Genomic DNA, 20,250 nt, shown 5'->3' with positions numbered 1-20,250 from the left:
CCCCGAAAGTGCCCGTGACCTGCATCACCTGTGCCGAAGATCTCGTTCCCAGAGTTTGGGAAGGTGCGGGTCGGTCGGCGACACTGGTGACGTGATCCCCTACCTCGTTCTTTCCTCGGTATTGATCGCGCTCATGGGCGTGGTCGTCATCGGCCGCCGGACCAACGGCGGGCAGGCCTTCAACCTCGACCAGTTCCGCTCGCAGGCTCCGCTGGCCGGCTTCCTGCCCGCGGACAACCGCCCGCGACGCGAGTACCACGATCTGGTGGCGGCATACATCAATGCCGACGTGTTCCGGGCGGCCTGAGCCGGCCGCCATCTGAGCCACGACGCAACAGTGCGGCCCACCCGATCGGGTGGGCCGCACTGTTGTGTCGTGTCCCGGACTGTGTCGTGTCCCGGACGGGCCGACTAGACCTTCTCGTACTCCACGTCCGCGACGGACGGCTTGAGGTCGATCGTGGTGCGGAGCGGCTTGTTCGGCAGGAAGATCACCGCGATGACGGTGACCACCGCAACGGCCGCCGCGATGAGGAAGATCCGACCGGTCGCGTCGCCGTAGGCCATCCGGATCACGTCCTGCACGGGAGCGGGCAGCGCCTTCAGGTTCAGGTTGCCACCGCCACCGGGCGTGTGCGAGTCGATGCCGAGCTTCGCGAATCCCTCCGCGGTGAGGTCGGTGACCCGGGTGGCCAGCACCGAGCCGAGCACCGAGACACCGATCGCGCCGCCGAAGGTCCGGAAGAAGGCGACCACACTGCTGGCGGCACCGATGTTGTGGACGCTCACCGTGTTCTGCACCGCCAGGACGACGTTCTGCATCAGCATGCCGGTACCGAGGCCGAGCAGGGCGATCATCAGCCCGATCAGCCACATGTGCGTCTCGTGGTCGATCGTGCTCAGCAGCAGGAAGCCGATGAGCTGCAGGATGGAGCCCGCGACGACGAAGCCCTTCCACTTGCCGAACTTGGTGATCAGCTGGCCCGAGCCGACGGTGCCCACCAGCATGCCGAACACCATCGGGATGGTCAGCAGGCCGGCCTCGGTCGGGGTGTGCCCGCGCGCGGTCTGGAAGTACTGGCCGAGGAACGTGGTGGCACCGAAGAGTCCGACACCGACCGCGACCGAGGAGATGATGGCGAGTGCGGTGGTCCGCTCGGTGACGATCTTGAGCGGGATGATCGGCGAGGTTGCCTTGCTCTCGACGAAAACGGTGGCGATCAGCAGCAGGACACCGACGCCCACCAGCGCCGCCGACTCGGCGGAGATCCAGTCGTAGTAGGTGGCCTTGCCCGCGAAGGACACCCAGATCAGCAGCACCGAGACGCCCGCCGTCAGCAGGGTCGCGCCGAGCCAGTCGATGGTGACGCCCTCCTTGCGGTCGGTCTCGATGTGCAGCGTCTTCTGCAGCAGGACGAGCGCGATCACGGCGAGCGGGACGCAGACGAAGAAGCACCAGCGCCAGCCGAGCCCGTCGGCGATCACGCCGCCGAGGACTGGGCCGCCTGCCATCGACACCGCCATGACCCCACCCATGTATCCGGAGTACCGGCCGCGATCGCGCGGCGGGATGATGCTGCCGATGATGGCGACGACGAGCGCGGTCAGACCGCCCATGCCGATGCCCTGGATCACGCGGGCACCCAACAGGACCGGCACGTTCGGAGCGAAGCCGGCGATGATCGAGCCGACCACGAAGATCACGATCGCCGACTGGACCAGGACCTTCTTGTTGTAGAGATCGGAGAGCTTGCCCCAGATCGGCGTCGACGCCGCGGTGGCCAGCAGCGCCGTGGTGATGACCCAGGCGAACTGGGTCTGGCTGCCGTTGAGATCACCGATGATCGTGGGCAGGGCCGTCGAGACGATCGTCGAGCTGAGCAGCGCGGTGAACAGCGCCGCGAGCAGCCCCGCGAGGACCTCGAGGATCTCGCGGTGAGTCATCAGCACCTCATCGCCCGGCGGGGCGGCGTGGCTTGGCTTGTTTTCGGTTTCGGTCATAGGTGTGTTCTCCCCTGGTTCTGAGAAACGGCGTCGGACACGGCTCTCCGTACCGGCGGGGTCATGAAGGTGTGCTTGAGTCGACGGAGCGATGTCACGGCCTCGTGGGCCTCTTCCTCGCTCCATTCGCCCAACAGGGTGCGTAGGCGTTCGGCCCGGCGTTCTCTGTTCGCCCTCAGCAGCTCTGTCCCGGACTCCGACAGCCGCACGAGCGAGACCCGCCCGTCTTCCGGATCGGCGTGCCGCTCGACGAACCCGGCATCCACCAGATCCGCGATCTGTCGACTGAGCGACGACTGACTGACACACAGGTTGGAGGCGAGCTCCATCTGTCTGCACTGGCCGACGGTGGCCAGCACGTGCAGCACCCCGAGAAGTGCAGGCGGAAGTCCGCTCGTGTCGGCGCCGCCGAGAATATTGCGCAACGCCCTCCCGAAGAGAAAGACCTCCTCGACGAGGTCCTCCGCGGTGGCGGTCTGCACGGCCATGGGCTCCCCTGAACAGAGTGATTGATGCTTGCAGTCTGCAACTATATATTGGTTGCATTACCCATGCAATTTATTTGCCACGAGACTTGAGTCACTTCCGGACGCCGTGGCCCCAGTAGAATCGGTGGTGCACACGATCATGTGCGAGTGGATCACCACCACCGGGAGCGGAGGTGAGACACATGATGTGGCAGGAAATGATGGACATGTTCATGTCCTGGATGCAGCAGATGGGCTGGCAGATGCCCATGATGCCGATGAAGTGACGCCTTGCCAGGGTCCGCGCGGAGCGACCGCTACCGCACCAGCAGCGCGAGGCACTCCACGTGATGGGTCATCGGGAAGGCGTCGAAGGCGCGCACCTGCTCGAGCCGGTACCCCTGCGCGAGGTACAGCCCGACATCGCGCCCGAATGCCGACGGATCGCAGCCGATGTGGATCACCCGGCCCGGGCCCGCGGTCGCGAGCGCGTCGATGACCTCACGGCCCGCCCCGGACCGCGGCGGGTCGAGCACCACCGTGCCCACCGGAACCGGCAACTCCCCCACCACCTTCTCCACCCGGGCCGCCCGCAGGTGCACCTGCCCGAGATCCGCCAGCGCGCGCCTGCCGTCGTCGACCGCGCCGCGGCCCGACTCGACCGACACCACCTCGCCGTCCGGCCCCACCTGGTCGGCCAGCTCGGCGGCGAACACGCCGACCCCGCCGTACAGATCCCAGGCGATCGAGCCGTGAGCGGCCTCCGCCCACTCCCCGACCACCGTCGAATAAGTCTGTGCCGCACCACGATGCGCCTGCCAGAAGCCGGTCGCCGACAGCTCCCACGAACGCCCACCGACCCGCTCCACGGCGCGGCCGCTGCCCTCCACCACATGCTCGCGGCGCGGACCCGCCTGTGCGGCGCGCCTCGCGGTGGCACCGCGTCGGCCCGGACTTCGGCGGCCGGTGCTCGAGACCTTCGCGGGCTCGATCTCCACCACGTGCCGGGCTCCGTCGCCGTCGACCGTCACCTGGATCTCGCCGCCCGGTCGCCAGTCACGCTCGGCCAGGCCCTGGTACGTGCCCAGTACCGGCTGCGGGCACAGCAGGTCAGTGATCACCTGGGAGCTGCGGTAGCCATGGAAACCGGCCCGTCCCGCAGGGTCGACCGCGAGCCGGAGCCTTGTTCGCCACCCGGTGCCGTCTCCGGTGCCGGGCAGCTCCTCGACCTCGACCTCCCGCTCGACGCCTGCGATCCTGCGGAGCTGCTCGGCGACCACCGACGATTTCATCGCGCGCTGGGCGTCCGGGGTGGCGTGCGAGAAGTCGCAGCAGCCGGCCCCGCCGGGCCCGGAGATCGGGCATCGTGCCGTCACTCGCGCCGCTGAGGCCTCCACGATCTCGACCGCGTCCGCGCGGCAGAACGAGCCGCCGCGATCCTCGGTGATCTCGGCCCGGACGAGCTCACCCGGCAACCCGTGCCGGACGAACACCACCCGGCCCTCGTGCCTGGCGACACAGAAACCGCCGTGACCCGGGTTCCCGAGCCGAACCTCGATGCTGCGGCCGTACCAGCTCTCGCTCATCGACGGCCGTCCTCTGGGGCGTCGAAACCACGCCTGGTGCCGCCGGGCACCGCCTGGATGCGCTCGCGCTTGGCCCGCTCCGAGGAGCTGAGCTGCCACGGCACGCTCGTCACCATCACGCCCGGCTGGAACAGCAGGCGACTCTTCAGTCGCAGCGCACTCTGGTTGTGCAGGATCTGCTCCCACCAGTGCCCCACCACGTACTCCGGGATGAACACCGTCACGACCTCACGGGGCGAATCGCGTCGCACCCGCCTGACGTAATCGAGGACAGGCTTGGTGATCTCGCGGTAGGGCGACTCGATCACCTTGAGCGGCACGGTGATGTCGCTGTTCTGCCACTCGCGGACCAGAGTCCGGGTGTCGGCCTCGTCGACGTTCACCGTGACCGCCTCCAGGGTGTCCGGTCGGGTGGCACGGGCGTAGGCGATGGCGCGCATCGTCGGCATGTGCAGCTTCGACACCAGCACGATCGAATGGGTCCGACTCGGCAGCACGCCGTCCCACTCCTGCTCGTCCAGCTCTGCCGCGACGCTGTCGTAGTGCCTGCGGATCGACTTCATCACGACAAAGATCGCGATCATGGCGACGATCGCGATCCAGGCGCCTGCCGCGAACTTGGTGAGCAACACGATGACCAGCACGGTTGCGGTCATGGCGAGACCGATGGAGTTGATGACCCGCGAGCGCTTCATGCGGCGCCGCGCCGCGGGGTCGGTCTCGCTCTTCAGGTGCCGGGTCCAGTGCCTGATCATGCCCGTCTGGCTCAGCACGAACGAGACGAACACGCCCACGATGTAGAGCTGGATCAGCTTCGTGACCTCGGCCCCGAAGAAGACGACGAAGGCGATCGCGGCGCCGGACAGGAACAGGATGCCGTTGCTGAAGGCCAACCGGTCGCCGCGCGTGTGCAGCTGCCGGGGCAGGTAGCGGTCCTGCGCGAGGATCGAGCCGAGCACCGGGAATCCGTTGAAGGCGGTGTTCGCCGCGAGCACCAGGATCAGCGCCGTGACGATAGCGATGAAGTAGAAGCCGATCGGGAAACCGGAGAAGACGGCCTCGGCGATCTGTGCGATCAGCGTCTTCTGCTGATAACCCTCCGGCGCTCCGGTGAGCTGCGTGGCCGGGTCGTGCGCGTACACGATCCCGATCTTCTGGGCCAGCGTGATGATGCCCATCAGGAGCACGATCGCGATCGCGCCGAGCAGGAACAGCGTGGTGGCCGCATTGCGGGACTTGGGCTTCTGGAAGGCCGGCACCCCGTTGCTGATCGCCTCGACACCGGTCAGCGCCGCACAACCCGACGAGAACGCGCGGGCGATGAGGAAGGCGAACGCGACACCGTAGAGCTGAGTGTTCTCGGCGTGCAGGTCGAAGCCCGCCGACTCGGCCTTGACGTCGTCGCCGAGCACGAAGATCCGGAAAAGCCCCCACCCGAGCATCAGGAACATGCCGACGATGAACGCGTAGGTGGGAATGGCGAACGCGGTCCCGGACTCTCGGATACCACGCAGATTGATCGCGGTCAGGATCACGATGGCGGCGACCGCGAAGAGCACCTTGTGCGTGGCGACGAACGGTACCGCGGAACCGATGTTCGATGCGGCCGAGGAGATCGAGACGGCCACGGTGAGCACGTAATCGACCATCAGCGCGCTACCGACCGTCAGGCCGGCCGTCGGCCCGAGATTCGTGGTCGCCACCTCGTAGTCGCCGCCGCCCGAGGGGTAGGCGTGCACGTTCTGTCGGTAGCTGGCCACCACGACCGCCATCACCGCGCAAACGGCCAGGCCGATCCAGGGCGTGTACATGTACGCGGAGATACCCGCCACGGACAGGACGAGGAAGATCTCCTCCGGCGCATAGGCGACCGAGGACATCGCATCGGAGGCGAAGACCGGCAGGGCGATTCGCTTGGGTAGCAGTGTGTGCCCCAGCTTGTCGCTGCGGAACGGTCTACCTACCAGCAGCCGCTTGGCAGCGGTCGAGAGCTTTGACACCGGCAAAGCGTAATCCGTCCGAACCGATCCAGTGCCATCCGCCGCCCACTTCGCCAAATCGCGATGTGCGCGGACGGCACGGAACCGGGGACGGTACCGTTCGAATCGATGGTTGCCGCCGCCGCGGCGACCGCGGCACAGCGTCGGAACGCCGACGAGCGGAGGCAAGCGGTGTACGTAGTCGTGATGGGGTGCGGCCGGGTCGGATCGGCCCTCGCGGCCGGGCTGAACCGGATCGGCCACGAGGTCGCGATCATCGACCGCGACCCCGACGCGTTCCGACGCCTTGACCCCGGATTCACCGGGCACCGCATCGTCGGCATGGGATTCGACCGCGATGTCCTGCTCAAGGCGGGCATCGAACGGGCCGAGGCATTCGCGGCGGTCTCCTCCGGCGACAACTCGAACATCATCTCCGCCAGGGTGGCCAGGGAGAACTTCGGCGTGAGCCGGGTCGTCGCGCGGATCTACGACGCCAAGCGCGCGGCCGTGTACGAACGCCTCGGCATCCCGACCGTGGCCACGGTGCCGTGGACCACCGACCGCTTCCTGCACCATCTCACCCGCGAGAGTCACACCACCAAGTGGCGCGATCCCTCCGGCACCGTCGCGGTCGCGGAACTCGATCTGCACGAGGACTGGGTCGGCCACCAGGTCACCGAGCTCGAGGAGCACACCGGGTCCAGGGTCGCCTTCCTCATCCGTTTCGGCACCGGGGTGCTCCCCGACCGCCGCACGATGATCCAGGCCGACGACCAGGTCTATGTCGCCGCGGTCTCCGGGACCGTGGCCGAGGCGGTCGCGCTGGCCGCAACCCCGCCACCCGCGGACTCCTGATGAACACCGTCCCTCAGGCGTCGCCGACCGCGGCGCACGATTCGACCACAGACCCGAACGGATGGACCCGATGAGAGTCGCAATCGCCGGAGCAGGCGCGGTCGGCCGATCGATCGCGCGCGAGCTGATCCGAGGCGACCACCACGTGATGCTGCTCGAGCGCAATCTCGAACACGTCGACCCCGAGGCGATCCCGGACGCCGTGTGGGTTCACGCCGATGCCTGCGAGCTGGCCCTTCTGGAGTCCGCCGAACTCGAGTCCTACGACGTCGTGATCGCCGCGACCGGCGACGACAAGGTCAACATCGTGGTCAGCCTCCTGGCCAAGACCGAGTTCGCAGTGCGGCGCGTCGTCGCCCGGGTGAACGACCCCCGCAACGAATGGCTCTTCGACGACTCGTGGGGCGTGGACGTCGCCGTGTCCACCCCGCGGATGCTCGCCTCGCTGGTCGAGGAGGCCGTCTCGGTCGGCGACCTGGTCCGCTTGATGACCTTCAGGCAGGGTCAGGCGAACCTGGTGGAGATCACCCTGCCCGACGACACCGAACTGGCAGGCAAGCCGGTCCGCAAGATCCAGCTGCCCCGCGACGCCGCCCTTGTGACCATCCTGCGGGGCGGCCGGGTGATCGTCCCGCAGCAGGACGACCCGATCGAGGGCGGCGACGAGCTGCTCTTCGTCGCCTCCGTCGAGGTCGAGGACGAGCTCCGCGCGGCGGTCGGCGTCAAGCGCTGATACAAAAGTTCCGAATTGTCACGTAACTGAATTTGATGACCGCATTGTCCGGAATCGGGCAATGCGGTCATCGATTTTGAGAACCGGTGAATTTCGGCGGACGCAATTCACGGAACGTGCGGAAGGTCACAACCGATGCGACGGCGCACACAATTGCGGTGCACCCATTACCGGTGACCCGGGCGCCGTTCGCTAGGAACGCTCGTCACCCGCACCATTCGGCTCGGCGCCGCGATCCTCCGACTCCACCACGGCGTCCGGCTCGGTCTCGGTGTCGGGCCCTGCCTCCACCACGGCCTCGGCGGCACGGTCGGCGCGCCGGACCAGCCAGACCGTCGTCACCAGGACCAGCGCCGTCAGCGGCCAGCCCATCGCGATACGCGTGACCGCGAGCCACCCGGTGTGATCGGTGTCGTAGAGCTGAGACTGGACCAGATAGCGAGCCCCGAACACCAGCGCCCACGCGGCGGTGGCCAGGTCGTAGGCCCTGACCGCGGCTTTGCTGCCCCGCCACGAGTTGCCATGACCGTTGAGGAAGCCCCACAGGACGCCGACCAGCGGCCACCGGACCACGATCGAGAGCAGGAAGACCCCGGCGTAGGCGAGGCTCGTGTAGATCCCGAACAGGAAGTACCCCTTGGCATCCCCGGTCCGGTACGCGATGAACGCGCAGATACCGACGCCCAGGAAGCCCGAGATCGCGGGCTGGATGGCGCCCTTCGCGATCACCCGCCACACGAGGATTGCGGCCGCCACACCCAGGGCGGCCCAGATGGCCGCGGTGAGGCCCCAGAAGCTGTTGATCGGGACGAAGACCAGGACCGGCAGGGTCGAGTAGACCAGCCCACTGACTCCACCGAGCTGTTCGAGTACGGACTGCTGCTGCCTGTCGGTCACCCGACGAGACTGCCACATGTACCGGCGATGACTACGAATCCCCTCGAAGCTCGTAGTACGGGTTGTAGATCACCTTCTGGCCGTTGCGCTCACCGACGCGTCCGCGGACGAGCAGGGTCTTGCCCGGCTCGATCCCCGCGATCCGGCGCCTGCCGATCCACACCAGCGTCACGGCGTCGGTTCCGTCGAAGAACTCGGCCTCCATGTTCGCGGTCGAGGCCTTGGGACATGTCTCGACGCTGCGCAGCCGCCCGAGCATGGTGACCTCCTCACCGCGACTACAGTCGCAGGCGCGCTGTGCGCCCGATGCCTGCGACGATTCCACCATTGCCTCTGCATCGAGTTGATCGAGGTCCTCGGTGAGCCGGCGGGTCAGCCGACGAAAATAGCCTGTGGCCGCGAGTGCCATAGCGCGCTCCTGGAGCAGGTGCGGTGCGACTGTCGCCCCGCTTGTAGGTCTGTGTGATCGCCACTGTAGACCCATCCCGAACCGGGAACCACACGACTGTGAGGAGTGTCCCGGCCACCGGGCGGATAGCCCGTTCGCGGCCCCGACAGCACCCGTATGGCACCCGCCCCCGGCCTCGGTGCGACCATCGACGGATGCAGGAGATGACATGGCCGCAGGCGGCGGTGGTGCTGCCGGGAACCGGGTCAGACGCACACTTCGCAGAAAAGGCGTTCTCGGGCGCGTTGACGCAGGTCGGGGTGGAGATCATCGCCGTGGAACCCGACCCGCGGCGGGTGGTCGAGAGCTACCTCGAGGCGATGGACGCGGCCGCGGACCGGTATGGGCGGATCCTCGTCGGCGGCGTGTCGATCGGTGCCGCGGTGGCGGCACAGTGGGCCGCTCGCAACGAGTCCCGTGCGGCCGGGGTGCTCGCGGCGCTGCCCGCCTGGATCGGCGACCCGGCCGAGGCCCCAGCGGCGCTGAGCGCGACGATGACCGCGCGCATGCTCCGCGCGGACGGCCTCGACGCGGTGACCAGCGCGATGATCGAGACCAGCCCGGCGTGGCTCGGCGGTGAACTCGAGCGGTCATGGCGATCGCAGTGGCCGCACCTGCCCAATGCCCTCGAGGAGGCCGCGGCCTACCACGGCCTCGTCGAGGAACACCTCGCAGGGATCACGGTGCCGGTGGGCATCTGCGCCGCCACCGACGACCCGGTGCACCCCATCGCCGTCGCCCGGCGATGGGTGACGGTGCTCCGGTCGGCCACGCTGGCCACCGTCACCCTCGACGAGATCGGCGCCGACGCCGGCATCCTCGGCCGGTCCTGTCTGGCAGCCCTGACCTCGCCCTGATCGGCCGCGGGCCGGATCAGCGACGCAGCTGCTGCATCGCCGACCCAGAGCCGCCGGGACGCTCCTCCGGCGGCACGGTGTGATCCTGGGCGGCGGCCGCTGCTGCCTCGGCGGCGGCCGCGGCCTCGGCGACGGCGGCCTGCTGGACCTCGGTTGTCTGCTCGGCCTGCGCGGCCTGCTGCTGCGCCTGCATCTGCTGCTGCTGGGCCGCGATCAGCTGCTCGGCCAGCATCTGCGGGAGCACGACCGGGAGGGGCGTACGCACCGGGTACGGCTCGGCGCCGCGGTTGACCACCGTGCCGGCGAGGATCTCCCTGGCGATCGCGGTCAGCGGCGCCTCGAGGCCGGCCGATCCGACCGGGCCGGCCACCACGCACCGGATCATCCAGCGCGGGCCGTCGACGCCGATGAAGCGCAGGTCGGCGTTCGGGGTGACCGCGTGCAACTCGCGACCCCATGGACCGGTCTGCACACTGATCTCCGCCTGATCGGCACGCAGCGACTCGGCCAGGTCGCCCGCGACCTCGCGCCACTGTCCCGGCGACTTCGGCGCGGCGTACGCGGCGATCGTGACCCGACCGTGCTCGGTCACCAGGTGCACCGCCTGCGGGGTGCCGTCCTGGGCCATCTCCACCTGGATCTGTCCGCCCTCGGGCAGCGGGACCTGCACCGACCCGAGGTCGAGCCGCGATTGCGCGGCACCCTCCGGGTCGTCGAGTTCGTCCCGGTCGTACGGCCCGCCCTCGGGCCGCTCCTCGACATCGAACTCGTCGACCTCGAACTCGTCGCCCTCGGCCTGCGCGTCGACGTCGTCGCGGAGGTCCTCGAACTGATCGAGGTCCTCGTCCACGGCCTTCTTCTTGCGTCCGAAAATCATCGTGCCCCTTCCTCGGGGAGTGCCGACACCGCGTGCAGGCTGGCATGTCCACCACTGGATCCGTATCCACCCGCGCCCCGCGTCGTCTCGTCGAGCGACTCGACCTCCACGAACGAGACCAACTCCACCCGCTGCACCAGCAGCTGAGCGATCCGGTCACCGCGAGTGATCGCAATGGGCGTGCGCGGATCGTGATTGATCAGACACACCTTGATCTCCCCGCGGTATCCCGCGTCGACCGTCCCCGGCGTGTTCACCACGGACAGACCGGACTTGGCCGCCAGTCCCGACCTGGGGTGGATCAGCCCGACGGTGCCGACCGGGAGCGCGACGGCGATTCCGGTCCCCACCAGGGTCCGCTCCCCCGGCTCGATGGTCACGTCGACTGTGGAACAGAGGTCGACACCCGCGTCGCCCGCGTGGGCACGCTGTGGGATCGGCATGTCGGGATCAAGGCGCAGCAGCTCGATGGCTGGAAGATCGCTCACGCGCACCGAGACTACTCTGGATACGTGCCCGAGAACCCTCAACCTGCCTCGACCGCCGCCACCGGTGGCAAGACCGACCCCACCGCACCGATCTACTCGGAGCGACTGTGGGTACCGCTGTGGTGGTGGGCCGCCGGCCTCGCCGTCGCCGGTCTGCTCGCCGCGGAGGTTCACATGGGCAACCCCGGCCTGCTGGCCTGGTTGCCGTACGTGCTGCTGCTGCCCTTCCCGGTGTGGGTCCTGCTCTGGTTGAGCCGGCTCCGGATCGAGGTCGCCGACGGCCCTGGCCGCGGTGAACTGCGCGTCGGCCGGGCGAACCTGCCGCTGGACGTGATCTCCCGGGTCGCGGTGGTTCCCGCCACCGCCAAGTCGGCGGCGCTGGGCAGGCAGCTGGACCCAGCCGCCTATGTGCAGCACCGGACCTGGATCAAGACGATGGTCCTGATCGTTCTCGACGATCCGGAGGATCCCACCCCGTACTGGCTGGTCAGCACCCGCAGGCCCGCCGAGCTGGCAGCACTACTGACTCCCTGACGGGTCCGGGTGCCCCGGAAACCACTGTGCCCGGCCTGCGAACAGGCCGGGCACGACTTTTGATACCAGGCCGGGGCAACTCGGTGCCCCGGTCGGATCCACTACCTCAGTAGCGCTGTCAGGCTGCGCAATCCATGCAGATGAGCACGCCACCGGCGTCGCTGGCGAGCCTGCTCCGGTGATGCACCAGGAAGCAGCTCGAACACGTGAACTCATCGGCCTGCTTCGGAACGACCCGGACCGACAGTTCCTCGCCGGACAGATCTGCTCCGGGCAGCTCGAACGACTCCGCGGTGTCCGACTCGTCGACGTCGACGACCGCGGACTGCGCCTCATTGCGCCGGGCCTTCAACTCTTCGAGCGAATCCTCCGAAACCTCGTCGGATTCCGAACGCCTCGGTGCGTCGTAGTCGGTTGCCATCTCGTCTTCCCCTCGTCTTCTCTCGTCATCGATTCCCCCGGCCACACACCACAGCCGAATACACGAATCAACCCGTGTGGCTGCATAACGCTCGGGGGCGCCGAATAGTGCCCAAAAGTTAGCGCAGGTAATATGATCTGCACCACATTTGACCCTTCCGTCCGGTCCTCCAAACGCCTGTCGTGTACGACTGCGGCCGCCAGACAATAGCCGAACTCTGGAGAAAAGTCGCGGGCCATTCACCACACGTCGGAAACTGTCTGAAAATCGACACAAACGGCGGGTCGACCGTGACATTTCCGCGACATTCCGAGTCGCGACCGCGTCGACGACGATCCCGGCGCCGCACTCTAGAGTGGGTGCGCACCGGCGCCACAATGGCGCCGATCGGCGGGCGCGGCGGAGAGGTCGGGACGAATCGTGGTTTCACTGATCACACAGGGTCACTCCACCGATGAGCAGGGCCGTCCGTTCCGCAGGCGGCGCGCCATGCCCGTCGTCGTGCTGATCAGCATCCTCGCCCTGCTCGGCTCGGTGCTGTGGGTTCGCATCCTCACCAAGGACGAGGAGGTCTCCGCCGCGGTGACGTGCAACATCCCGAGGCCGGCCTCACAGTCCGCTGACCCGAACGACCCCGCACCGCAGCCGCTCGGCCAGAAAATGGACCCGACGACGCTGATGGACGTGGAACCCACCACCCTCGCGGCGACCAGGGTCCGCGTCTTCAATGCCAACGGCGAACGCGGCCAGGCCGCACAGGTGGCCGCGCAGCTCAGTGAGTACGGCTACGCCAGCGCCCCCGACGTCCAGGTCGGCAACGACCCCGTCTACGTCGACCAGAACATGCAGTGCCACGGCCAGATCCGTTTCGGCGCAAACGGTCTCGCCGCCGCCAGTGCCCTGTGGCTGGTTGCGCCGTGCGCGGAGCTGATCGAGGACCAGCGCCAGGATGACACCGTCGACCTGGCGCTGGGCACCTACTTCAACGAGCTGCGCCCGAACACCGACGCCGAAGAGGTGCTGGCCGTACTGAAGGAGCCCGCGCCAGGAGGCATGGCCGCAGCGCCGGTCGACATCAGCCTCCTCAAGGCCGCCCGCACCGCTCGCTGCTGACGGCTCAGTCCGGGATCGGGTCGAACACACCCGCCTCGGCGAAGACCTCGTCCAACTCCGCCGCGATCCCCGGGGCCGCCGCGACCACCACCTCGCCTTCGGCGCTCATCGAATGCGGCGCGGGCGTGCGGACCCGGGCACCAGCCTCGCTCGCTATCAGCGCTCCCGCCGCCCAGTCCCACGGGCTGAGCCCGTGCTCGAAATGCGCATCGACGCGTCCCGAGGCCACCATGCACAGGTCGAGGGCCGCGGAGCCGATCCGTCGGATGTCGCGCACCTGGGGCAGCACCCGCCCGATCAATGCGCCCTGCGCCTGCCTGCGGGCCCGTCCGTAGCCGAATCCCGTCGCGAGCAGGGCCACCGACACGTCAGACACCGGGTTACACCGCAGCGCGTGCTCGGTGCCGTCCGCCTCGAGCAGCGTCGCGCCGTGGCCGAGGGCGGCCGAGTAGACCGCATCGGCCGGGACGTCCACCACCGCACCCGCCACGGAGACACCGTCGATCTGCGCGGCGACCGACACCGCAAACGCGGGGATGCCGTACAAGAAGTTCACCGTCCCGTCGATGGGGTCGACCACCCAGCGCACGCCCCGGATCTGCTCGGCCTGTCCCCCGCCCTCCTCACCGAGGATGGCGTCGTCCGGGCGCAGGCCCGCGAGCAGTCCGCGGATCAGTTCCTCGGTCTCGGTGTCCACGACGGTGACCGGATCGGTCGGGTGGCTCTTGGTGGCGACCGAGCTGTCCTCCGCGAGGACGCCCGTCGCGGCGAACACCTCTGGGCGGCGGGCACGCACGTGCCTGGCGGCGGCGACGGCCACCCGGACCGCAACGTCGCGCAGCGTGCGCGGATCGTCAGGACCGCCGGTGGCGTCATGTTGGGGGGTGGTGGGGACAGGAGCATCTGACCGCAAAGAAGGCACGCCCCATGGTGCCTCATCTCCCCACTCCCGCGTCGTCGTCCCGACGATTAGGGTTTGCGCCATGACTGAATCGACCCCAGCCCTGCCCTCCGACGACAGCAACGGCAGCAGCCGACGCGGGTTCGGCGTCGACGTCGGCGGAAGCGGAGTCAAGGGCGGCCTGGTCGATCTGCAGACCGGCGAGCTGATCGGCGACCGGATCAAGATCGAGACCCCGAAGCCCGCCACCCCCGAGGCCATCGCGGACACCGTCGCGGAGATCGTCACCCGGGCCGGCTGGGACGGGGCGGTCGGAATCACGCTGCCCGCCGTGGTCACCGGCGGGGTCGCGCGGACCGCGGCGAACATCGACAAGTCCTGGATCGGAACGGACGCGGCGGCCCTGTTCGGGCAGGCGCTCGGCGGCAGGCCCGTCACGGTGCTCAACGACGCGGACGCCGCGGGCGTGGCCGAGGACACCTACGGCGCGGGCAAGGACGTCGACGGCGTGGTCGTGCTGCTGACGTTCGGCACCGGGATCGGATCCGCGATCCTGCACCGGGGCGTCCTGCTCCCCAACACCGAGTTCGGGCATATGGAGGTCGGCGGCAAGGAAGCCGAGCACCGCGCCGCGTCCTCGGTGAAGGAGACCAAGGATCTGTCCTACAAGCAGTGGGCGGCGGAGGTCTCCCGGGTGCTCAGCACGTTCGAGGATCTGCTCTGGCCCGACCTGTTCATCGCGGGCGGCGGGATCAGCCGCAAGAGCGAGAAATGGATCCCGTTGCTGACCAATCGCACCCCCGTCGTGCCCGCTGCGCTGCTGAACACGGCGGGCATCGTGGGCGCCGCACTCGCCGCGCAGACCAGCATCGCGTCGTAACCCCCGTTGCGATAGTTACAATGGACACGTCCGGCTCTCAGCCGGCCGAACTCAACTGACCTCTCCGCCGGAAAATCACTCTGGCGTGACGCCGCACGACACCGTCACGAAAGGGCGTACGTGGCCGCCTCCGATACAAGTCAGACCGCTGAACCGAGCACCGAATCGGCGTCCGCCGCGGCGACCAACGGCACCGCCCCCGCGAAGAAGGCCGCGGCGAAGAAGGCTCCAGCCAAGAAGGCCGCTGCTAAGAAGGCCCCGGCCAAGAAGGCCGCAGCCAAGGCCCCGGCCAAGAAGGCCGCGGCGAAGAAGTCCCCCGCCAAGAAGGCGAGCAGCAAGGCCGACGGCGTCGATCTCGAGGACGCGCCCGACGAAGCCGACATGGCCGATCTCGAGGTACCCGAGGGTGACCTCGCCGTCGACGAGGTGGTCGAGGTCGTCGCCGTCGGCGAGGACGAGGAAGAAGCCGCGGAGCCGACCGACAAGGACAAGGCCTCCGGGGACTTCGTCTGGGACGAGGAGGAGTCCGAGGCGCTCCGGCAAGCCCGCAAGGACGCCGAGCTCACCGCCTCCGCCGACTCGGTCCGCGCCTACCTCAAGCAGATCGGCAAGGTCGCCCTCCTCAACGCCGAGGAGGAGGTCGAGCTGGCCAAGCGCATCGAGGCCGGCCTCTACGCCACCCAGTTGATGGCCGAGCACGCCGAGAAGGGCGAGAAGCTCCCCGTCGCGCAGCGCCGCGACATGAACTGGATCTGCCGCGACGGCAACCGCGCGAAGAACCACCTGCTCGAGGCCAACCTGCGACTGGTCGTCTCGCTGGCCAAGCGCTACACCGGTCGTGGCATGGCGTTCCTCGACCTGATCCAGGAGGGCAACCTCGGCCTGATCCGCGCGGTCGAGAAGTTCGACTACACCAAGGGCTACAAGTTCTCCACGTACGCCACCTGGTGGATCCGCCAGGCCATCACCCGCGCGATGGCCGACCAGGCCCGCACCATCCGCATCCCGGTGCACATGGTCGAGGTCATCAACAAGCTCGGCCGCATCCAGCGCGAACTGCTCCAGGACCTGGGCCGCGAGCCCACGCCAGAAGAGCTCGCCAAGGAAATGGACATCACGCCGGAGAAGGTGCTGGAGATCCAGCAGTACGCGCGTGAGCCCATCTCCCTCGACCAGACGATCGGCGACGAGGGCGACAGCCAGCTCGGCGACTTCATCGAGGACTCCGAGGCCGTGGTGGCCGTCGACGCGGTGTCGTTCACCCTGCTGCAGGATCAGCTGCAGTCGGTGCTCGAGACGCTGTCCGAGCGCGAGGCGGGCGTGGTCCGGCTGCGCTTCGGCCTGACCGACGGCCAGCCCCGCACCCTCGACGAGATCGGCCAGGTCTACGGCGTGACGCGTGAGCGGATCCGTCAGATCGAGTCGAAGACGATGTCGAAGCTGCGGCACCCGTCGCGTTCGCAGGTGCTCCGGGACTACCTGGACTAGTCGGTCCCGACCAGACGACGAATGCCCCGTCACCTCGAAGGTGGCGGGGCATTCGTGTGTCCACCGACAGTTCACCCGGCACACGCCGGGCCGTCATCGGATCCCCACCGTGCACGCCCCGCGGTGGGCGAAACTTGCCGGATGAGTGAGCAGTCCCCTCTCGCCCCGACCTCCCCGCGCGGCCCCTCCCGCCGCACGTTCCTGCGCGGCTCCGCCCTCGGCGGCTTCGCGGTCGCCGGTCTCCGACACGCCCCGTCCGCGGCCGCCGCGGCGCCGTCCGCCGATGCCGCCCGTGTCGACTACCCCACGTGCTGCCCCGGACCGTTCGCCAACGGCGTCGCCAGCGGCGACCCGCTGCCCGACCGCGTCATCCTCTGGACCCGTCTCATGCCCGAGCGCGTGGCCGGCGCCCCCGGCCCCGTGCGGTGGGAGGTGGCCACCGACCCAGCCGTGACGGCCCTCGTCCGCTCCGGTGAGCAGACCCCGGTGGCGGAGCACGACTTCACGGTGAAGGTCGACGTCACCGGCCTGGCCCCGGCCGCGACGTACTACTACCGCTTCACGCATTCCGGCGCCCACTCGATCACCGGGCGAACGCGCACGGCGCCTGCCCCGGGTGCCGCCGTCGACCGGGTGCGCATCGCCGCGATGTCGTGCAGCTCCTACTGGTCTTCGTACTGGAGCGGGTTCGAGCACATCGCCGCCAGGGACGACCTCGATCTCGTGCTGCACGTGGGCGACTACATCTACGACTTCCCCGACAAGGACGAGCTGGTGCGCTCGCGCGTCGGCTTCGCCGACATGGACCACCCGGACAACCGGGATTGGCTCGACCTCGCCGAGGTGCGCAGGCGGTACGCGCTGTGGCGCTCGGACCCCCAGTTCATCCGGGCCCACCAGCAGCACCCGTGGATGATCGTGTGGGACAACCACGACATCGACGTCGCCTACGGCAACGAGGTGAACGCGCCCTTGACCGACCCGGCGTCGGCGACCACGACCCTCTCCGACACGGTGCGCGCGTTCCACGAGTGGACTCCGACCCGGCCCGTGCGCGCCGACGGCAGCGGCGAGTTCGTGCTCGTCGACGACGGCTCCTATCCCACACCGGAGGACCCGTTGCTCGTCTACCGGACGCTGCGTTACGGCGACCTCGTCGACATCGTCGGGATCGACGCCGAGTTGCGCGACGTGCGCGGGCAAACTGCCGACTCCTCGCATCTGCCCCCCGGGCAGCGGAGCCTCCTCGGTCGGCGGCAGTACGAGTGGCTCACGGCCACGCTCACCGACTCGTCGCACCGGAATACCCGGTGGCGGGTCATCGGGAACCAGGGGTGGTTCGCTCCGACCGACATCCCGGAGGTCGTGCAGGGGGTGAAGATGCCGAAGCTCGGCATCGGCCGCTGGGGCAAGTACGCCGCCGAGCGCGAGGCGATCGTCGACCACCTCAGGGGCGCACGCGGCGAGCGGATCTGGCGGAACGTCATGGTGACCGGCGACGCGCACGGGAATTTCGCATCCGACGTGATCTCCACGGAGTACCTCGGCGACGGGTATCTCTCGGGGATACCCGGCCGCAACACCCGTAACGGTGCCGAACCGCATAACCACGGCGCCGGGGCGCTGCGGATGAGCACCGGCAACGGTGGCCCGGTGCCCACAGGCGCGGACGACCCCGCCGACGTCCGAGGCCTGTCCGTCGGTGTCGAGTTCGCCCCCACCTCGATGGGACGCGGCGGCGCCGACGACATGATCCGCGGCGCCACCGGCCTCGGGCCGGCGGAGTCCACCGAGATCGCGCGCGCCGCCGAGGCTTCGATCCTCACGCTCAACCGCAACGCCCAGTTCGTCGAGTGGGTCGACCACGGCTACGGGATCATCGACCTCGACCGCGACCGCGCCGTGTTCGAGTTCTGGTGGCAGGACAAGCACGTGCCGCGCTCGCCGGACGTCCTCGGCCACCAGATGGTGGCGTTCGCCGAGGAGGACCGATCGGCGGTGCCGCCGCGGTTCCGGGATCAGATCGATGGCGTCGAGCTGCACGGGCTGCCGTATGCGCCGACCTCCGGGGCGCCGCACGGCCCGCCTGCGCCGTGGTTCCCGCCGGAGGCCTAGACCGACCTAGACTGGATCGCGAGGTGACCCGAGATGACGACCGAAGACCGGCGGCACGACCACCCGGACACGGTGGTGTTCGGCAACACGCGGGAGATCGCCGATCGCATCATGGCGTTGCCCGATCGGGTGGTGCGGGCGCTCACGGTCGCGAAGGACCGCTGCGCCCACGGCAGCCTGAGGCTGCAGATCTTCCACAACCTCTACAACCCCGAACTCGGCATCGGCCGCTACCTCTTCGTCCCCGGCGACGACACCGAGCCGCACTGGGTGGAGACGCTCGACGGCACCGTGACGCTCCGTTGCCCGTGCTGCCAGGACGAGGTCGCGAAGGTCGGCGACGTCGTCGAGCGGTTCCGCAACGCGCGGCACAAGCGGTGAGCCCGGCGGACGACGTCAGGTCGTGAGGTAGGGGTCGCTCGACTCCCCTGACGGCTTCTGCGGCCGCCGCAACGCACTGACGAGTGGCTCGACCACCCGCGCCGCAACCGGGCCGAGGATCGCCATCAGCAGCACGTACGCGGTCGCCAGCGCCGCGAGCTCGCCCTCGACCGCGCCCGCCGCCACCGCGAGGCCCGCGATGACGATCGAGAACTCGCCGCGGGCGACCAGGGCGGCGCCCGCCCTCGCCCGGCCCATCACGGCGACGCCCTGCCTGCGGGCGGCCCACCATCCCGTCGCGATCTTGGTCGCGGTCGTCGCCACCGCCAGCAGGACCGCCCAACCGAGGACAGGCGGAATGGTGCCCGGATCGGTGTTAAGGCCGAACACCACGAAGAACATCGCCGCGAACAGGTCCCGGAGGGGCTCGAGCACCTTCGCCGCGTTGCGGGCGGTGGACCCGGAGATCGCGATGCCGAGCAGGAACGCCCCGACCGCGGCCGACACCTGCATCGCCGAGGCGATCCCGGCGACCAACAGTGCCGCGCCCAGCAGCTTGAGGAGGAAGACCTCCTTGTCCTTGCTGTCGACGATCGCCGACACGTAGTGGCCGTAGCGCAGCGCGATCACCAGCACCAGGGTGACCACGCACAACGAGATCGCCAGCGCCTGCAGGCCGCCGAAGAAGCCGACCCCGGCCAGGATCGCCGTCAGGATCGGCAGGTAGACGGCCATGGTCAGGTCCTCGAACACGAGGATCGCCAGCACGACAGGGGTTTCGCGGTTGCCGAGCCTGCCCAGGTCGCTGAGGACCTTCGCGATGATGCCCGAGGACGAGATGTAGGTGACGCCGCCCATCACGAGGGCACCGACCGGCCCCCACCCGAGCATGAACGCGACGATCACGCCCGGCACCGCGTTGAGCACGATGTCCACCGCACCCGCCATCCACGACTTGCGCAGCCCGGTGACCAGCTCGCTCGCGGTGTACTCGAGGCCGAGCAGCAGGAGCAGCAGGACCACGCCGATCTCACCGGCGAGGTGCCCGAAGTCGCCGATGCCGTCGAGCGTGAAGAACCCACCCTCGCCGAAGCAGAGGCCACCAACCAGATAGAGCGGGATCGGCGACATCCCGATTCGGCCCGCCAGGCGCCCGAGGACACCCAACGCGAAGAACACCGCGCCGAGCTGGATCAGCGAGAGCGCGGTGCTAGTCATGGTGCCCC

At 68.8% G+C, this 20,250-nt stretch carries 21 protein-coding genes; 10 read left to right on the top strand and 11 right to left on the bottom strand.

What is annotated here, in order from left to right; all coding sequences use genetic code 11:
• The first annotated feature begins 91 nt into the window (after positions 1–91).
• Positions 92–307, top strand: coding sequence for a hypothetical protein (locus JOE46_RS02955; protein ID WP_209926178.1), 216 nt, complete (start codon positions 92–94; stop codon positions 305–307).
• A gap of 104 nt (positions 308–411) precedes the next feature.
• Here the strand turns inward: JOE46_RS02955 and JOE46_RS02950 are convergent, their stop codons facing one another.
• From JOE46_RS02950 to JOE46_RS02935, 4 genes are all read right to left on the bottom strand, one after another.
• Positions 412–2,001 carry an MDR family MFS transporter gene (locus JOE46_RS02950; RefSeq protein WP_097211276.1) on the bottom strand — a complete coding sequence of 530 codons (1,590 nt, stop codon included), beginning with the start codon at positions 1,999–2,001 and terminating at the stop codon, positions 412–414.
• Positions 1,998–2,489: a MarR family winged helix-turn-helix transcriptional regulator gene (locus tag JOE46_RS02945; protein ID WP_097211275.1), complete on the bottom strand. Its 492-nt coding sequence runs from the start codon at positions 2,487–2,489 to the stop codon at positions 1,998–2,000. Before JOE46_RS02945 ends, JOE46_RS02950 begins: the two co-directional genes overlap by 4 nt.
• Before the next feature lie 296 nt (positions 2,490–2,785).
• Positions 2,786–4,054, bottom strand: coding sequence for a class I SAM-dependent RNA methyltransferase (locus tag JOE46_RS02940; protein ID WP_097211274.1), 1,269 nt, complete (start codon positions 4,052–4,054; stop codon positions 2,786–2,788).
• The gene (locus tag JOE46_RS02935; protein ID WP_097211348.1) at positions 4,051–6,054 is read right to left on the bottom strand and encodes an APC family permease; all 2,004 of its coding nucleotides are present in this window, start codon (positions 6,052–6,054) and stop codon (positions 4,051–4,053) included. Before JOE46_RS02935 ends, JOE46_RS02940 begins: the two co-directional genes overlap by 4 nt.
• A gap of 171 nt (positions 6,055–6,225) precedes the next feature.
• Between JOE46_RS02935 and JOE46_RS02930 the strand changes: the two genes are divergently transcribed.
• Positions 6,226–6,891 (top strand): TrkA family potassium uptake protein, encoded by a 666-nt coding sequence (locus JOE46_RS02930; protein WP_097211347.1) that lies wholly within the window; start codon positions 6,226–6,228, stop codon positions 6,889–6,891.
• Positions 6,892–6,961: 70 nt separating this feature from the next.
• Positions 6,962–7,624, top strand: coding sequence for a TrkA family potassium uptake protein (locus tag JOE46_RS02925; protein ID WP_097211346.1), 663 nt, complete (start codon positions 6,962–6,964; stop codon positions 7,622–7,624).
• A gap of 192 nt (positions 7,625–7,816) precedes the next feature.
• On the opposite strand, the gene JOE46_RS02920 is transcribed toward JOE46_RS02925, so the two are convergent.
• Together JOE46_RS02920 and JOE46_RS02915 are read right to left on the bottom strand one after the other, a co-directional pair.
• Positions 7,817–8,521 (bottom strand): DUF3159 domain-containing protein, encoded by a 705-nt coding sequence (locus tag JOE46_RS02920; protein ID WP_179800509.1) that lies wholly within the window; start codon positions 8,519–8,521, stop codon positions 7,817–7,819.
• A 31-nt stretch (positions 8,522–8,552) separates the two neighbouring features.
• Positions 8,553–8,930, bottom strand: coding sequence for an OB-fold nucleic acid binding domain-containing protein (locus JOE46_RS02915; RefSeq protein WP_097211272.1), 378 nt, complete (start codon positions 8,928–8,930; stop codon positions 8,553–8,555).
• 194 nt (positions 8,931–9,124) lie between these two features.
• Between JOE46_RS02915 and JOE46_RS02910 the strand changes: the two genes are divergently transcribed.
• Entirely contained in the window at positions 9,125–9,826 is a 702-nt protein-coding gene (locus JOE46_RS02910) for a hypothetical protein (RefSeq protein WP_097211271.1), read from the top strand.
• Between the two features lie 16 nt (positions 9,827–9,842).
• Here JOE46_RS02910 and JOE46_RS02905 read toward each other — a convergent pair whose 3' ends face one another.
• Positions 9,843–10,700 (bottom strand): DUF3710 domain-containing protein, encoded by an 858-nt coding sequence (locus tag JOE46_RS02905; RefSeq protein ID WP_257017386.1) that lies wholly within the window; start codon positions 10,698–10,700, stop codon positions 9,843–9,845.
• Positions 10,700–11,191 (bottom strand): dUTP diphosphatase, encoded by a 492-nt coding sequence (dut, locus tag JOE46_RS02900; RefSeq protein WP_097211344.1) that lies wholly within the window; start codon positions 11,189–11,191, stop codon positions 10,700–10,702. Before dut ends, JOE46_RS02905 begins: the two co-directional genes overlap by 1 nt.
• A gap of 90 nt (positions 11,192–11,281) precedes the next feature.
• Between dut and JOE46_RS02895 the strand changes: the two genes are divergently transcribed.
• Positions 11,282–11,725: a DUF3093 domain-containing protein gene (locus JOE46_RS02895; RefSeq protein ID WP_097211345.1), complete on the top strand. Its 444-nt coding sequence runs from the start codon at positions 11,282–11,284 to the stop codon at positions 11,723–11,725.
• 118 nt (positions 11,726–11,843) lie between these two features.
• Here the strand turns inward: JOE46_RS02895 and JOE46_RS02890 are convergent, their stop codons facing one another.
• Positions 11,844–12,146, bottom strand: coding sequence for a DUF4193 domain-containing protein (locus JOE46_RS02890; RefSeq protein WP_027499550.1), 303 nt, complete (start codon positions 12,144–12,146; stop codon positions 11,844–11,846).
• 420 nt (positions 12,147–12,566) lie between these two features.
• Between JOE46_RS02890 and cei the strand changes: the two genes are divergently transcribed.
• On the top strand, positions 12,567–13,259 hold the full coding sequence (cei, locus tag JOE46_RS02885) for an envelope integrity protein Cei (RefSeq protein WP_097211269.1): 693 nt from the start codon (positions 12,567–12,569) through the stop codon (positions 13,257–13,259).
• A 4-nt stretch (positions 13,260–13,263) separates the two neighbouring features.
• Here the strand turns inward: cei and JOE46_RS02880 are convergent, their stop codons facing one another.
• Entirely contained in the window at positions 13,264–14,172 is a 909-nt protein-coding gene (locus JOE46_RS02880) for an inositol monophosphatase family protein (protein WP_373560243.1), read from the bottom strand.
• Between the two features lie 70 nt (positions 14,173–14,242).
• On the opposite strand from JOE46_RS02880, the gene ppgK reads away from it, so the two are divergent.
• The 4 genes from ppgK (at position 14,243) to JOE46_RS02860 (ending at position 19,024) form a co-directional block, all read left to right on the top strand.
• On the top strand, positions 14,243–15,040 hold the full coding sequence (gene ppgK / locus JOE46_RS02875; protein WP_097211267.1) for a polyphosphate--glucose phosphotransferase: 798 nt from the start codon (positions 14,243–14,245) through the stop codon (positions 15,038–15,040).
• A gap of 120 nt (positions 15,041–15,160) precedes the next feature.
• Entirely contained in the window at positions 15,161–16,528 is a 1,368-nt protein-coding gene (locus JOE46_RS02870; RefSeq protein ID WP_097211266.1) for an RNA polymerase sigma factor, read from the top strand.
• A 141-nt stretch (positions 16,529–16,669) separates the two neighbouring features.
• Complete coding sequence (locus tag JOE46_RS02865; RefSeq protein WP_097211265.1) at positions 16,670–18,643, top strand: alkaline phosphatase; 1,974 nt, start codon at positions 16,670–16,672, stop codon at positions 18,641–18,643.
• Between the two features lie 33 nt (positions 18,644–18,676).
• Entirely contained in the window at positions 18,677–19,024 is a 348-nt protein-coding gene (locus tag JOE46_RS02860) for a hypothetical protein (protein WP_097211264.1), read from the top strand.
• A gap of 15 nt (positions 19,025–19,039) precedes the next feature.
• Here JOE46_RS02860 and JOE46_RS02855 read toward each other — a convergent pair whose 3' ends face one another.
• Positions 19,040–20,242, bottom strand: a complete 1,203-nt coding sequence (locus JOE46_RS02855) for a cation:proton antiporter (protein ID WP_097211263.1) — start codon at positions 20,240–20,242, stop codon at positions 19,040–19,042.
• Positions 20,243–20,250 lie beyond the last annotated feature (8 nt).

The organism is Rhodococcus sp. PvR099, from assembly GCF_017833315.1.
Lineage (GTDB): Bacteria > Actinomycetota > Actinomycetes > Mycobacteriales > Mycobacteriaceae > Rhodococcus_G > Rhodococcus_G oryzae.
Note: the sequence above shows the minus strand (reverse complement) of the source record. Positions and strands in the feature narration are given on the sequence as shown.

Coding starts and splice junctions, on each gene's coding strand:
- JOE46_RS02890 (WP_027499550.1), bottom strand. CDS start 12,146: ATGGCAACCGACTACGACGCACCGAGGCGTTCGGAATCCGACGAGGTT.
- ppgK (WP_097211267.1), top strand. CDS start 14,243: ATGACTGAATCGACCCCAGCCCTGCCCTCCGACGACAGCAACGGCAGC.
- JOE46_RS02860 (WP_097211264.1), top strand. CDS start 18,677: ATGACGACCGAAGACCGGCGGCACGACCACCCGGACACGGTGGTGTTC.
- JOE46_RS02940 (WP_097211274.1), bottom strand. CDS start 4,054: ATGAGCGAGAGCTGGTACGGCCGCAGCATCGAGGTTCGGCTCGGGAAC.
- JOE46_RS02925 (WP_097211346.1), top strand. CDS start 6,962: ATGAGAGTCGCAATCGCCGGAGCAGGCGCGGTCGGCCGATCGATCGCG.
- JOE46_RS02855 (WP_097211263.1), bottom strand. CDS start 20,242: ATGACTAGCACCGCGCTCTCGCTGATCCAGCTCGGCGCGGTGTTCTTC.
- JOE46_RS02910 (WP_097211271.1), top strand. CDS start 9,125: ATGCAGGAGATGACATGGCCGCAGGCGGCGGTGGTGCTGCCGGGAACC.
- JOE46_RS02950 (WP_097211276.1), bottom strand. CDS start 2,001: ATGACCGAAACCGAAAACAAGCCAAGCCACGCCGCCCCGCCGGGCGAT.
- JOE46_RS02945 (WP_097211275.1), bottom strand. CDS start 2,489: ATGGCCGTGCAGACCGCCACCGCGGAGGACCTCGTCGAGGAGGTCTTT.
- JOE46_RS02865 (WP_097211265.1), top strand. CDS start 16,670: ATGAGTGAGCAGTCCCCTCTCGCCCCGACCTCCCCGCGCGGCCCCTCC.
- JOE46_RS02915 (WP_097211272.1), bottom strand. CDS start 8,930: ATGGCACTCGCGGCCACAGGCTATTTTCGTCGGCTGACCCGCCGGCTC.